Origin of the sequence: Bradyrhizobium liaoningense, from assembly GCF_018130825.1 — a bacterium.
Taxonomy (GTDB): domain Bacteria; phylum Pseudomonadota; class Alphaproteobacteria; order Rhizobiales; family Xanthobacteraceae; genus Bradyrhizobium; species Bradyrhizobium liaoningense_B.
On sequence record NZ_JAFCJS010000001.1, the window covers coordinates 1049913 to 1062779 of the forward strand.

Consider the following 12867-nt stretch of genomic DNA (forward strand, 5'->3'; position numbering starts at 1 on the left):
GCGCGTAGCCCGATTTGCACGCCGCTCAAACAGCGGCATCAGAAAAAACCAGGGCTCAGATCGAGGCCGTAGGTCAGGCTCAGCACGAACACGCACAGCGCGGCGGCCGCGAACAGCGCGAGATGCCTGAGAATGAATTCACGCGTCGAGGTGCCGGCAACAGCGGCTTTCTGCGCAACGGGCATGAACGACCTCCAGTATGAGTCCAGAATTGGCCGCTCAATATGCGGCGCGCGCATCAGGCGCCGCGATCTGCGAAACAACTATTAAGAAGATCACACGCGTCTTGAACCGCCGTACACAACGCCCGGCTCGCGCGCTTCTTTTTCAGTCACGTCTTCTCGATCCGCGCACACGCGCAAAACAGCGCGGCTCCTGCCATAAAGAAAAACCGCGCTCCCAAGGGAGCGCGGTTCCAACCTGATACGAGGCCTTCTTAAAACCCGAATCTTGCGATAGGCACGATGCGCGCGCACCGTGCTTGTCGCGGAAGCTTAGCGGACCGATCCCACCGTCGCGGTCTTGACCGTGCGCGGCGCGAGGACGCTGGCCTGCAGCGCCGTCACGCTGGTGGCGGGCGCCGACACCTGCTGCTCGAGCTTGTTGGCGCCGAGCACACGAACCTGCAGGGGGGAAGCCGGAATGCCGTTGGCCTCATAGGCCGGCAGCTCGGCGGCGAAGGTGGCAGTCGAGCCCGCGATGGCGAGGACGGCGGCTGCGATCGACAAAGTCTTCTTGTTCATTGGTGATGCTCCAGAAGGAAGTTTCGGAGCACATCTAAGCCTGATTTGCTGCATTGCGACATGCGTTGTTGCAACGCAATATCGCGCCCGGCGCATGGCAATATGTTTAACGCGCCCAACACCTTGGACGGAATTCCTGATTCGGCGGGCTCAGCCGCCGAGGACGTCGCCCCAGCCGTCGAAGACATAGGTTTTCCAGGCCACGGTCCCATCGCCGCGAAGGCGGCTGGCCCGCCGATAATCCTCGGCCTGATCGGCGGTCCAGGTGATGATCCTGCCGGAAACACGATCGTGCAGGATGGCGGGCTCGGTGGGATCGAAGGCGTCCATGGGACGAAGCGAGGAATGCGTCATGGCCGACAAACGCCATGCCCCTCTGGAAAGTTGCCGCAACCCGTCCGATTCGTATTTATCGAAATCGGCGGTGACGGGAACCCGCGCGTGGCTCCGAGGCCACACTTCCCCAAAAAGCCCGTTTTCGCCGATTTACGCCATTGCGCCGCCACACGGTCCCCCGAACAATTGACGTGCTGCGTGCCTTTCTGTGCAAGACTGTCCGAGAAGACTGGTTCGGACAGAACCGTTTGGAGGCAGGGATCATGAATGATCGGCGGTCTCTTCTGGTGGCAGTCGCGTGCCCCTCTGCCGTCATGGCCGGCTGGCTGGCGCTCTCTCTGTCCGCCTATGCCCCTGCCGTGATCGAGAACAGCGGCGCCAACGTGTCCGCAATCTCGCGTGCGAAAGACCTCAGCCGTCTCGATCTCGCCGATATTCCGCGCGCTGCGACGATCGAGGATGGCATTGCGCTGACGGCTGACATCGCCGCCGCTGCTGCCGCGACACCGGTTCCGGTGGTCACCGAGGCACCGGCGCCCGAAGTGCCCACCCCTGCCCTCAAGCTCGCATCCGCCGATCCCGCGCTGATCCTGCCGAGCGAGCCACCCGCACCGCAGATTCTGCCCGAGCCGGCGCCCGCCACCAGCGAGGCCGCACCCGTGCAGGAGCCGGTCAAGCTTGCGTCCGCCGATCCCGCCGAGATCGTGGCTACCGACGCGCTGTCGCCCGCAGCGCTTGCGACCGGGCCGGCAGCCACCACCGAAAGCAAGGCGTCGCCACCGGCCGACACCATCGCCGTGCTCGACGAATGCTTCGTCATCGACGCCTGCATCGATCGCTATCTCTGGGCGCTCTACCAGCGCACGCCCAAGGAGGACTCGATCAAGGTGCAGGAGCGCCGTGCCGTCACCGTCAAGCGCAGGGGCAAGATGGTCACGGTCATGCGCAGCTTCACGAAGCTGGTCGACGAGGATTTCGGCTGGAAGGATCCGAAAGCAGCCGAGCACGCCCGCATGTCGATGATGGATTACGTCATCGGCGGCATGGACAAGAGCTTCAAGCGAAAACTGTTTCGCACGCTGCTCGCCGCCGAAGCCGCCGGCCTGTCGCCGGGCATCACCAGCGCGTTCCGCGACGACTATCGCCAATCGATCGCGAGCGGCCTGAAGGCCGCCTCCGACCGCTCCTATCACGGCGGCAGCACGCGCGGCGGCTATGGCCACGGCATGGCGGCCGACATCGTCTCGACCGCCGGCAACAACCGCGCGCAGCGCTGGGTCTCGACTGAAGTGTTGTGGAAATGGGTCGACGCCAACGGTAAGGCGCTGGGCATCGGCCGGCCCTATCTCGGCCGCGATCCGCCGCATGTCGGCCCGATCGACGGCGCCGAATACCTCTCGAAGCGTGGCACCGCGGACCGCAAGGACGTTGCCAGCGCCAAGCCGAAGAAGGCGCGGGCCGTGGCGCATGCCAAGCTGCCAAAGGCGCAAGCCGCGCGCGAGCAGAAAGGCTCGGCCAAGCCGCAGAAATCGGCGCAATCGGCCGGCAAGCGCGCGACCTGAACCGTTACGGCTTGCGCCCCACCGAGGGCAGCGGCACGAGCCGCATCTCGGCCGTGCCGGCCTCTTGCGTGCGCACCAGCACGGCAAAGATGGTCTCGACCGCGAGCCGCACCGCAGCCTCCATCGCCTTGCCCTTGGCCAGATGCGCCGCGATCAGGCCGGTGAGCAGATCGCCGGTGCCATAGGGACGGATCGGCAGGCGCGGCGTCGCAAAGCGTGACAGCTGGCCGTCAGCGCAAAGGATTGTCTCCACCTGCCCGTCAGGCGTGTCAGTGAGCATACAGCCGGTCGCAACGACGTCGATGCGGCCCTCGCCAGCCAGCGCCGCGCACGCCGCGCGCAGGCCCTGCGTATCCGCGATCGCAACACCCGCGAGCAGTTCGAGCTCGAACTGGTTCGGCGTCGTCAGGTTCGCGGCCGGCAGCAGCCGGTGCCGCACCACATCGAGGATGCCGTCGGCGACATAGACCCGGCCATCGTCCCCGATCACGGGATCGCAGAGATAGATGAGTTTGGAATTGCGGATCAGCGCCCGCTCGACGAAATCGGCGACGACAGCCGCATTGCCGGGCGAGCCGAGATAGCCGGTGACCAGCACCGCGGCCTCGTCGACGAGATCGCGCTCCTCGACGCCTTTGAGCAGATCGGCGACGAGCTCGGTCTCCAGCACGCGGCCGCGGAGGGTTGGATAGCGCGGATGGTTCGACAGCAGCGTCGTCGGCACCGCCGCGACGTTCACGCCCTCCGCCTGCATGGCATAGGCGGCCGCGCTGTTGCCGACATGGCCGTGGACCACCTGGCTTTGAATGGAGATGACGAGCATGTGGAGGTCCGTAAGGTCAATCGCGGTGCAAGGCAAGCGCAGCCCGGATCACGAAAAATCGTACCCGAGCCCCGGGCGAAGCGCCTGCATCTTCCGCGCCAGCCGCCGATGCCCCGTCTCCTCCGACCGCGCCAGTCGGCCCGCAACGGCGACATGATCCGCATCGCTCTTGTGCTGGTTGAGCTTGGCCTGCCCTTCGACGGTATCGACCACAAGATCGATGACGCGGATCGCCGCCAGCATGCTCTCGCGCTTCTCTGGCTCCATTTGCACGAGGTCCCAGGGCGCCTTTGGCAACCGCGCCTCGGCGACCGCGAGCAGCGCATCGCCATGCCCGCGGTTCTCACCCATCCCCCGCAGATGCGCCACGCCTGACAGGTGCACGGCCTCGTAGAGCCAGGTCGAGACGTTATCCTGCGAGGCATACCAGTCATTGGAGACGTAGGCATCGTCGCCGGCGACGATCAGCAGGAATCGTCTCGCGCCATCCGCCAGCGGAACGAGCGGATTCTTCGCGGTGAGATGGATCTGCACGATCGCGCCCTCGTCGTGCTTGTTCAGCACGAACGGCACATGGGACGCGCGCGGCCCGCGCTCGTCCACCGCGACGACCACGCCGAAGCCGCGTTGCCCGGCGAATTCCAGCGCAGCCTGCTCCTCGATGCGGAATTGGGGACGGAGGACATGCATGGCGCGGTGCTCGATTGGCTCAACGAAGGACGATGCTACTCCATCATCCGGCCAAGGCCGAAACGATATCGCCTTGCAAAAGGCGGATGTCAGGAATGAATTCGGCGCCGCGCAAGCTCGCCGAGATAGGCGCAGAACATGTCGGCCAGTCCGTCGGCCTGGCGCGCGATCTCCGTTTCGATGCGCGGCGCCTCCGAGAACCGCTTGCCGACCTCGCTCAGCGTCGTCGTGATCAACTCGCCGGCGAGAGCGCGCGTCGCATCCGTTGCCTTGGGCAGCGCCTCCCGCATGAACGCCGCGACGATTCCCCTTCCGGCAGCGCGCGCCTCTTGCGCCTCGGGGGCATCGCGATAGAGCGGCGCGGCGTCGCTGAGAGCGGTGCGGATCGCGGCCTCCTCGCACTCCGAGCGGATGAAGGCATGGACCAGCGCGCGCAGCCGCAGCGGCGGCGCCTTCGCACCGTCCGCGAGGATGCCGCGCAGCATGTCGCTCGTGCGCCGCCACTCATCGCTCTGGAGGCGGAACAGGATCGCCGCCTTGTTCGGAAAATATTGATAGAGCGACCCGACGCTGACCCCGGCCCGCTCCGCCACCCGCGCCGTGGTGAAACGCTGCGCACCCTCCTTCGCCAGAACCTGAACAGCCGCATCCAGAATGGCCGCAACCAGCTCCGTGGAGCGCGCCTGCTGCGGCTGTTTTCGCGAGGAAACTGAACGGCTTCGACGATCGGCCATCGCGCCCTTGGACAATGCGAATAGCGAATGCGACGAATTAGTCGTATTTCAGCTTCCGCGCAAGCACGCGCTTGTTCGCGATCTCTGGAGACCGGAAATGACCACCATCACATCGCTTGCGCCGCTGCTGGATCGCCTCTTCCTCGAGGCCGAGGCCGCAAGCGGCACAACGCACGCCGCCGTCGCCGATCTGTCCGACGCCGAGCGGGAACGGATGCTGCGGAGCAAGACCGACTACCGCGATCTCTATCGACGCCTGAAGGACGCGCCGCTCGCGGTCTCGCGCGAGACGGGTCACCTGCTCTACATGCTGGCGCGCAGCTCCAGCGCCAAAGCGATCGTCGAGTTCGGCACCTCGTTCGGCCTCTCGACCCTGCACCTTGCCGCAGGCCTGCGCGACAATGGCGGCGGTCGCCTCATCACCAGCGAGTTCGAGCCGTCGAAGGCCGCGCGGGCGCGGGAGAACCTGTCGGCCGGCGGCTTGATCGACCTCGTCGAAATCCGCGAAGGCGACGCGCTGCAAACGCTGGGTGCCGATCTGCCGGATACGATCGATCTCGTGCTGCTCGACGGCGCCAAGGCGCTCTACCCTGAAATCCTGGATCTGGTCGAAGGCCATCTCAGGCCGGGTGCGATCATCGTCGCCGATAACGCCGACCACAGCCCCGACTATCTGGCGCGAGTGCGCGCCCCCGGAAGCGGCTACATGTCCACGCCCTTTGCCGAAGACGTCGAACTCTCCGTGCGGATCAACAGCGCCGCTCCCGGAACCACCACAAGAGCTTGAAGCCGCCGCACGATTCGCCGCGCGGCGGTTTCAGTGCGCTCCCGACATGTCGCAGGCTCGTCACTGACACGTGATAACGGTTGAAGGCAAAGGCCGCGCTCCGCATGCTAAACATACCTACCGCGCGGTATCTTTCTTGCCGCCATGCCCGAGCCAGACATGACCTCCGCCTTCAACGCCTACGCAGCGCTTGCCCTCGCCATCGTCTTCGAGGTCACCGCGTCCGCCTTCCTGCAGCAGTCCGCGCAGTTCACGCGGCCGTGGCCGACGCTCGCCATGGTGCTGTTCTATGTCGCCTCGTTCTATGCGCTGTCGGTCGCGATCCGGGTCATCCCCTTGAGCATCGCCTATGCGATCTGGGGCGGGGTCGGCATCATCCTGACCGCGACCGTCTCGTTCGTGCTGTTCCGGCAGATGCTGGACGCCGCGGCCTTCGTCGGCATCGGCTTGATCGTATCGGGGGTCGTGATCATCAACCTGTTCTCGGAAACGACGGTGCATTGATGCCGGGAAGCGCCTATACCCGCGCCAAGCAGCCCGAGCAGGTGCGGCGCGCCCTGCTCGATCACGCCGCTTCCATCGCCATGGACCATGGCGTCGCCGGCGTCACCGTGCAGGCGGTGGCGGCGGCGGCTGGCGTCACCAAGGGCGGACTGTTTCACCATTTCGGCAGCAAGCAGGCGTTGATCGAGGGTCTGTTCGCCGATCTGCTCGGCCGCGTCGACGCCGAGATCGACGCCGCCATCGAAGCCGATCTCAAGCCGCGCGGCAGTTTTACGCGCGCCTACGTGAATGCCGTGTTCACCGGCCAGGCCTTCGGCTTTGCGACGCCATGGTCGGCGCTGAGCATGGTCGTCGTCACCGATCCGTCACTGCGCCGGCTCTGGAACGACTGGATGAAGGCCCGGCTGAAGCGCCACCGCGCGACCGACGGCACGCCCGAGCTGCACATCGTGCGTCTCGCCGCCGACGGCGCCTGGCTGACCTTTGTCACGACCGGACAGACACGCATGAACGCCGACTTGCGCGCCGTGCACGACCGGCTGATCGCGCAGACCTATCGGCGAGCGTAGCGGCTCTGTTGCGTAGCCCGGATAGAGCGAAGCGTAATCCGGGACAGTCTTTCCGCAACTACTAATCCCGGATTGCGCTGCGCTCCATCCGGGCTACAGGTCACCTCACGGCGCCGTCTTGATCTTCGCGCGCAGCGATGCCGGTTCCACGATCCCCGGCAGGAAGCTGAAATTCGCCGAGGTCTTGCCATCGACCAGCGTCGCGAAGTTGTGGCAACTGACACATGAACCCGGGCCCGCGGGACCATTGCTCAGATAATTCTGGATGTAGGTCTCCAATGTCATGTTGGACAGCATGCCCGGCACGGCGTTGGATGGAATCGGATTTGGCGGGGTCGGCGGTTCGACGTTCCCGCCCCATTGCGTGCCGACCAGCATGTAATTCCCGAACACACTCTTGAGCGAGCCGAGCGCCATCCGCCATTGCTCGTTGAGAGTACTCGTCGTCGGATAGATCCGCCAGCAGCGCACCGCCTGCGGCTGCGCGGTTGCGCTATCGCCTGAGACCGCAAGCAGGATGTTCTGGGTGAAGAACTTTGACGGATCGTCCTTGGACGGATCGAGGATGCGCCAGGACGCCTTGATCTCGATCGAACCGTTGGTGCCATCAGGGACCGTCGCCGACGACGTGAAGTCGGCGCCGCCAGGATTTTTATTGATGAACTCTTGCTGGCCCGCCCTCGTCGTCAGCGTCTGCGACTTCTGTCCGCCGGGCGCGCGCAGATATTGCGCCTCGATCTCGTTGACGCGCCGCTCGAACAGGGTCCAGTTGCCGTTGACGTCGATCAGCGGCTTGTTGGTTGCGGCCTGCAGATATTCTTCATTGTTCGGCATCGGCTGGCCCTTGCCGTTCGAGCCGATATGGAAGATCGGAAGTGCCAGCGCCTGCGGGCAGCCGACGATGACAGGCGCGTTGCCGAACAGCGAGGAGACCGTCGGATAGGTCTGCCAGACTCGCCGCCCCGGCTGCGTCAGTCCCTGCGCCGGCGGCTCCTTGACACCGCTCGCCGCCCAGTTGAGCGCGACGAACATCTGCCAGGCCATGTTGTCGAACGGCGACTGCACGTCCGCCTTCTCGCTCTGCGGCGGCTGACCGTAGAGACCGTTATAGCCCTGTGTTTCCGCAAGGCCCGGATCGGGGCCGATATAGGCCGGCACGATGGCGCACAGCCCATTGCTGCCATTGGCGCAGAACCTGGCCTGCGGAATATAGGGCGGTGCCGCTTGCGGCGATTGCGCCTGCGCGGCCGGCCGCAGTGGTGCCACCACCAGCGCCGTGGCGAATGCCAGCGGCACCAAGGCCAAAGACTGCCAATGCTTCATGGGAGGTCCTCACGGATGCGAGCTCAACCGCCCCGCCCTCGCCGAGCTCAAATGTGATGTGCGACCAAATCCCGAGACAGGTCCGACGGGACATCTCGGTTGTTTTAGATACTGAAACTACTTCAGGTTTAATACCACCTCACGGCAGCTCAGACAATCTCATTCTATTTTTGATTGAGAGTGCAATCGCGCGGGATCGGCTTTGTCCGTGACTAGTGGCTGGTCACCGGCTTGGGGGGACGTGGCGCGGACTTGGACGGCTTTGTGCCAGGCTTGGCCGCGGCCCGCGGCGGCGGCGTATCGACGGACTCCAGATACGCGGCAAGTGCCTTGGCGGAGTCGGAACTGGTCGCGTAATGGTCCTTCAGAAACCAGGACAGCGTCAAGCTGAAGCGTCCCTTGGCCAGGCCGCGCGGGCTGCGGTGGCAGGTCGCGCAACCGTCGGCAAACAGCTTCTCGGGCGACTTGCCGGCATCGAGGTTTTGCGCGGAGGCAACCGTCACCGTCAGTGCGGCGGCCGCGGCAAGAATCACCAAGGGCGCGATCAAACCGCGCCCCGGTTGGAATGGCGATATCAACGTCTTCCCCTCGCCCCGTCCTGCGGTCACGCCGCCAGCAACTGATCGAATTCGGCCGGCGCGTAGGCCTTGCCGTCCTGGTCGGTGATGACGACCCGCCAGCCCTCGCTCGCCCACACTTTCGCCTTCGCCACGATGAGCAGCCGGCTCTCGCGGGCAAAACTGTACTTCTCATTGTCGCGTTCTGCGACCATTTTGTAGGCCAATGCGCATCCCCTTGCGTTGCCCTGCACCCGCTCCCTCGTGGCAGCGGGCTTTGGCGGCAATTCGCCGGGAGCGTGGCAATTTGGTGCCATCCGCAGGCAGCATTGTGCTCGGCTCCGGCGGGCCGAACGGAGGTCGATCATGCGCCCGATCATGAATGCGATTCAGCTTGTCACGGGCTTGCTTGGCATCGCCTTGGTCGGCGCGCCGGCAGCGGCGCAGACCTGCGATCCGCGCTATCCCGTCTGCATCGAGGTCTACACCATCGACGGCAGCCATATCGATTGCAGTTTTACGACGATCACGCAGTGCGCCGCGACGGCATCCGGGTAGTCCGCGCAGTGCTACGCCAATCCCAATGCCACCCAGAGAAGGCAGCAAAGCCTGGCCTCGTCGCCGCCGCGACGAAACCGATAGCCTTAAGCCCGCGCCCGATCAGTGGACACGGATGATGTGGGGACGGCCGAGATCGATCAGCCCCTGCACCGCCGAGAGGCGATCGTCGAGGGCTGCGATGGTGAGCAGCAAATTGTTACGGCGCTCGTCGAGCATGCCCATCTCGGCACCGGTCAGCTTCTTGCTCATCCGCTCCTTGTGAATCCCATCGAGGGATTTGCGCAGTCCGGCGATCAGGCCGGCCAGCTGCTTGGCCTCTTTGGTCATCGACCGCTTCGCGACATTTTGGCGGCGCGTCTCCGCCTGACTCTGTCTCATCGTCATCCTCCCGTGCCCCGCTGCCCCGAGTGGATGATTGCATCTTTGGGTACACATCTTACGATCGATGAAATCTGCCCGCGAAGAACTTTCTTAAATTGTACGCGCAGGGAACCCGGATCAAATCAGCAGAAAGCCCGGCGCGAGGGCCGGGCTTTCCTTCAGGCCATGCTAGCGCTTGTCGTGACCGCCGCCGGGGCCGCCGGCCGGGCCACCGCCACCACGTGGCGCGGCATTGATGTGCGGAGCGCCGCCGCCACCGCCGTGCGGTGTTGCAGGCGCAGCAGCACGCGGCGCCGGCATCTGCGCGCGGGCATTCATCGGCGAGCCGTGGCTCGCATTCGGCTGGGCGACATGCGGCGTCGCGGATCGCGCGGCGGGTGGTGCAGCCGACACACGCGGTGCTTCATGCGCACGTGCCATCGGCTGGGCACGCACAGCAGCGCGGCTCGCGGCCTGTTCGTGCATCATGCGTGCCTGAGCATCGCGCGGGTTGCGAGTCTGCACATTGGTCCGCTCATGCGCGATGCGCTCGCTCCGTCCGGCGCGCGTCCGGTCGGCGGCAACCGCAGCGTCGCGTTTCGTGATCGCCGCGTCGCGCTTTGCGATCGCCGCGTCACGCCTCGTGATCGCCGCGTCACGCGTCGTGATCGCGGCGTCACGCTTCGTCGTGATGGCGGCGTCACGTCCCGAGATCGCGGCAGCACCCTTGCCACGCACGCCTTGGCGTTCCAGTGCGATCGTCGCGTCACGCGTCGCCGCACGACCGATGCGGGCTGCGCCCGGGTCGATCGTCATCCGCGTCGCGAAGCGCTGATGCGAGGTCCAGTAGTTATTCCAGTAGGCGTGGCGGCGATACCAGGGCCGCCCCTCATAGTAGCTCGACCAGTACGAGGTCAGCACGAACGGGACGACGGGCACGTCGATCACGTCGACATAATCGGGGAGATAGACGTAGCGATTGCGGTAGAGATATTCGAGATATTGCGACGATACCCAGCCGCGATCATCGGAGAAGCTCACGTCGCACCAGGCATTGCCGCGCAGGCAGCCATGGATGGTGACGCGGGCGCCCCCGGGGACGCGATCGACCAGGGGAAAGCCGGAGCCTGGACCGGCGCGCAGGCCGGTCGAGACGGTGACGATGCCCGGCGCGGCCAGCGCGGCCGTCGGGGCGAGCAGCAATGCTGCAACCAGAATGCTTCTGAGTCTCATGGCGTGTTCCTCCTCTGCGAGACGGAACGCGCAGGCGGAACGAGCGTTCCGCCTGTCATCACTTCAGCAGCCGAAAGTTTGAGAGCGCGCCGCGCAGGGAGTTCAATGTTCATCCGCCGTTCATCGGCGCGGCAAGCGTATCGATTGAAGCGTCAGTTCACCGGCAGCATGAAGGCGTCGAAGTACGCGGCGAGCCCGGCAAAATCGTCGAACGGCAGCACACTCGCGACATACTGGTCCGGTCGCACCACGACCATGCAACCGACCTTGCGATCGATGCCGCGCGTGGCGAAGACGTCCTGACCGCTCTTGAGATCCGGACAGAACATCTTTTCGTAGTCGTACAAGCCGTAACGGCCTTTGCTCGGGAGCAACATCGGCGGCATCGCCTCGATGGCGAGTTCGCGATGATCCTGCTGAAACACCGCGCGCAGATCGATCACGCCGTCGATATCGCCGCTTCTGGACGTATATCGCCGGATTGGAGATTTCCGGGATTCAGCGAGGAAATTGCACAAGGCACGAATGGCCGAGCCCGACGCTGCGGGATTCTCAGCCGGAGAGAACGCGTAGATGCGGAAGCGGCCGTCGGCCTGCGCGGCGTGGCCGAGATGCACCGGCTTCGCATCCGCCAGCCGGATCACCGGCGCGGAATGGAAGCGTTTGCCGATCACGAGCCCCTGCGCGAGATGCTGATGCGACGTCGCGCCGGTGAGAAGCGAAGGCTTGTAATGCGTCGCCGTGCCCGCGGTGTAGCGGCCGTGCCGGACGAAATAATCCTGCGTCTTGGCCGCATCCGCGCCGCCGGCCTTGGCGGCCGACGCGAGAATGCCGGCCCACTCGCGATCGAAATCGATCAGCTCCTTCGCAACCGCCTGCCGCTCGGCCGAATAGGAGTGCAGCAGGCTGGGCGCGCATTGCTTGCGCAGAACGGCAGCGAGCTTCCAGCCGAGATTGAAAGCGTCCTGCATCGAGACGTTCATGCCCTGCCCGGCCTTCGGGCTATGGGTGTGGCAGGCATCGCCGGCGATGAAGATGCGCGGCTGGCGGCTTGCGATCTCCGCCTCCGGCACGTCGTCGAACTTGTCGGTCAGGCGCTGGCCGATCTCGTAGACCGACCACCAGGCGATCTCCTTCACGTCAAGCGTATGCGGCTTCAGGATCCGCTGCGCTTTTGCGATCACGTCGTCGGCGGTGATGTTGCGATTGGCGACGCGCTCGCCGACATCGAGCTTGGCGAGCTCGACATAGATGCGAACCATGTAGCCGCCCTCGCGCGGAATGATCAGCAGGCTGCCGTCCTTCGCCGACTGGATCAGGGACTTGAAGCGGATGTCGGGAAAATCGGTCACCGCCAGCACGTCCATCACGCCCCAGGCATGGTTGGCGGAATCGCCGTGCAACTCGCGGCCGATCGATTTGCGCACCGTGCTGCGCGCGCCGTCGCAGCCGACGACATAACGCGCCCTGATCGTCTCGACCTTGCCTTCGCTTCCGGCATCGACGCGTTCGAGCCGCACAGTCACGGCATGGCCAGTGGGACCGGCGGCCGGATCGACCGCGAGGTCGATCAGGCGGCGGCTGTAATAGGGATCGAGCTTGCCCGGCGCCTTGCGCATGGCATCGAGGAAGCCGTCATGGATGCGGGCCTGGTTGAGGATGACATGCGGAAACTCCGACAGCCCGTCCTCGACGTCCTGCACCCTTCCGCTGCGGACGATCTTCTCCGGCGTGCGCTCGTCCGGCTTCCAGAACGTCGTCTCGTTGACCCAATAGGCTTCCTTCAGCACGCGCTCGCTGAAGCCATAGGCGTGAAACATCTCCATGGTGCGGCAGGCGATGCCGTCGGCCTGACCGACCAGCAGGCGGCCCGGCTTCTGCTCGACGATGCAGGTCTTGATGTCAGGAAATTGCGCCAACTGCGCCGCGAGCGTCAGGCCGGCGGGGCCGCAGCCGACGATGAGCACATCGACCTCGGCGGGCACCGAACCCGCTGCGCCTGCTGCCTGAACCCGCTCGGCGGGATCGGCAATCTCGGGGTCGCCCGGCTGAAATCCATTCAGATGGAATTGCATGAGGACCTCT

The 12867-nt window shown here is 65.1% G+C and carries 17 protein-coding genes; 5 read left to right on the plus strand and 12 right to left on the minus strand.

The genetic code is table 11. The annotated features are described in order from the left end of the window. Positions 1 to 38: 38 nt before the first annotated feature. From JQ603_RS05030 to JQ603_RS05040, 3 genes are all read right to left on the minus strand, one after another. Positions 39 to 185, minus strand: coding sequence for a hypothetical protein (locus tag JQ603_RS05030; protein WP_212337005.1), 147 nt, complete (start codon positions 183 to 185; stop codon positions 39 to 41). Between the two features lie 309 nt (positions 186 to 494). Next, entirely contained in the window at positions 495 to 743 is a 249-nt protein-coding gene (locus JQ603_RS05035) for a hypothetical protein (RefSeq protein WP_212337007.1), read from the minus strand. Between the two features lie 150 nt (positions 744 to 893). Then, on the minus strand, positions 894 to 1097 hold the full coding sequence (locus JQ603_RS05040) for a hypothetical protein (protein ID WP_212337009.1): 204 nt from the start codon (positions 1095 to 1097) through the stop codon (positions 894 to 896). 245 nt (positions 1098 to 1342) lie between these two features. On the opposite strand from JQ603_RS05040, the gene JQ603_RS05045 reads away from it, so the two are divergent. Beyond that, the gene (locus tag JQ603_RS05045; RefSeq protein ID WP_212337010.1) at positions 1343 to 2641 is read left to right on the plus strand and encodes a hypothetical protein; all 1299 of its coding nucleotides are present in this window, start codon (positions 1343 to 1345) and stop codon (positions 2639 to 2641) included. 4 nt (positions 2642 to 2645) lie between these two features. On the opposite strand, the gene pdxY is transcribed toward JQ603_RS05045, so the two are convergent. The 3 genes from pdxY to JQ603_RS05060 all read right to left on the minus strand — a co-directional run bounded on the left by pdxY (position 2646) and on the right by JQ603_RS05060 (position 4888). Continuing rightward, positions 2646 to 3464: a pyridoxal kinase gene (gene pdxY / locus JQ603_RS05050; protein ID WP_212337012.1), complete on the minus strand. Its 819-nt coding sequence runs from the start codon at positions 3462 to 3464 to the stop codon at positions 2646 to 2648. 48 nt (positions 3465 to 3512) lie between these two features. Next, a complete protein-coding gene (locus tag JQ603_RS05055) occupies positions 3513 to 4154 on the minus strand; it encodes an FMN-binding negative transcriptional regulator (RefSeq protein WP_212337014.1) in 642 nt (213 codons plus the stop codon). A gap of 89 nt (positions 4155 to 4243) precedes the next feature. Beyond that, entirely contained in the window at positions 4244 to 4888 is a 645-nt protein-coding gene (locus tag JQ603_RS05060; protein WP_212337016.1) for a TetR family transcriptional regulator, read from the minus strand. A 97-nt stretch (positions 4889 to 4985) separates the two neighbouring features. Here JQ603_RS05060 and JQ603_RS05065 point away from each other — a divergent pair, with 97 nt between their 5' ends. The 3 genes from JQ603_RS05065 (at position 4986) to JQ603_RS05075 (ending at position 6748) form a co-directional block, all read left to right on the plus strand. Beyond that, complete coding sequence (locus tag JQ603_RS05065) at positions 4986 to 5675, plus strand: O-methyltransferase (RefSeq protein ID WP_212337018.1); 690 nt, start codon at positions 4986 to 4988, stop codon at positions 5673 to 5675. A 159-nt stretch (positions 5676 to 5834) separates the two neighbouring features. After that, positions 5835 to 6179, plus strand: coding sequence for a DMT family transporter (locus JQ603_RS05070; RefSeq protein WP_018644652.1), 345 nt, complete (start codon positions 5835 to 5837; stop codon positions 6177 to 6179). Further along, a complete protein-coding gene (locus tag JQ603_RS05075; protein WP_212338201.1) occupies positions 6179 to 6748 on the plus strand; it encodes a TetR family transcriptional regulator in 570 nt (189 codons plus the stop codon). The genes JQ603_RS05070 and JQ603_RS05075 overlap by 1 nt, the downstream gene beginning before the upstream one ends. Before the next feature lie 105 nt (positions 6749 to 6853). Here the strand turns inward: JQ603_RS05075 and JQ603_RS05080 are convergent, their stop codons facing one another. The 3 genes from JQ603_RS05080 to JQ603_RS05090 form a co-directional block, all read right to left on the minus strand. After that, positions 6854 to 8071 (minus strand): hypothetical protein, encoded by a 1218-nt coding sequence (locus tag JQ603_RS05080; RefSeq protein WP_212337020.1) that lies wholly within the window; start codon positions 8069 to 8071, stop codon positions 6854 to 6856. A gap of 212 nt (positions 8072 to 8283) precedes the next feature. Next, a complete protein-coding gene (locus JQ603_RS05085) occupies positions 8284 to 8604 on the minus strand; it encodes a hypothetical protein (protein ID WP_212338204.1) in 321 nt (106 codons plus the stop codon). Positions 8605 to 8675: 71 nt separating this feature from the next. Beyond that, positions 8676 to 8882 carry a hypothetical protein gene (locus JQ603_RS05090; RefSeq protein ID WP_212337022.1) on the minus strand — a complete coding sequence of 69 codons (207 nt, stop codon included), beginning with the start codon at positions 8880 to 8882 and terminating at the stop codon, positions 8676 to 8678. Between the two features lie 112 nt (positions 8883 to 8994). On the opposite strand from JQ603_RS05090, the gene JQ603_RS05095 reads away from it, so the two are divergent. Continuing rightward, positions 8995 to 9186 carry a DUF3551 domain-containing protein gene (locus tag JQ603_RS05095; RefSeq protein ID WP_212337024.1) on the plus strand — a complete coding sequence of 64 codons (192 nt, stop codon included), beginning with the start codon at positions 8995 to 8997 and terminating at the stop codon, positions 9184 to 9186. Between the two features lie 102 nt (positions 9187 to 9288). Here the strand turns inward: JQ603_RS05095 and JQ603_RS05100 are convergent, their stop codons facing one another. The 3 genes from JQ603_RS05100 to JQ603_RS05110 all read right to left on the minus strand — a co-directional run bounded on the left by JQ603_RS05100 (position 9289) and on the right by JQ603_RS05110 (position 12857). Beyond that, the gene (locus JQ603_RS05100) at positions 9289 to 9567 is read right to left on the minus strand and encodes a hypothetical protein (RefSeq protein WP_183239459.1); all 279 of its coding nucleotides are present in this window, start codon (positions 9565 to 9567) and stop codon (positions 9289 to 9291) included. Positions 9568 to 9738: 171 nt separating this feature from the next. Beyond that, positions 9739 to 10782, minus strand: coding sequence for an SH3 domain-containing protein (locus tag JQ603_RS05105; protein ID WP_212337026.1), 1044 nt, complete (start codon positions 10780 to 10782; stop codon positions 9739 to 9741). Positions 10783 to 10934: 152 nt separating this feature from the next. Next, positions 10935 to 12857 (minus strand): FAD-binding monooxygenase, encoded by a 1923-nt coding sequence (locus tag JQ603_RS05110; protein WP_212337028.1) that lies wholly within the window; start codon positions 12855 to 12857, stop codon positions 10935 to 10937. Between the last annotated feature and the right edge of the window lie 10 nt (positions 12858 to 12867).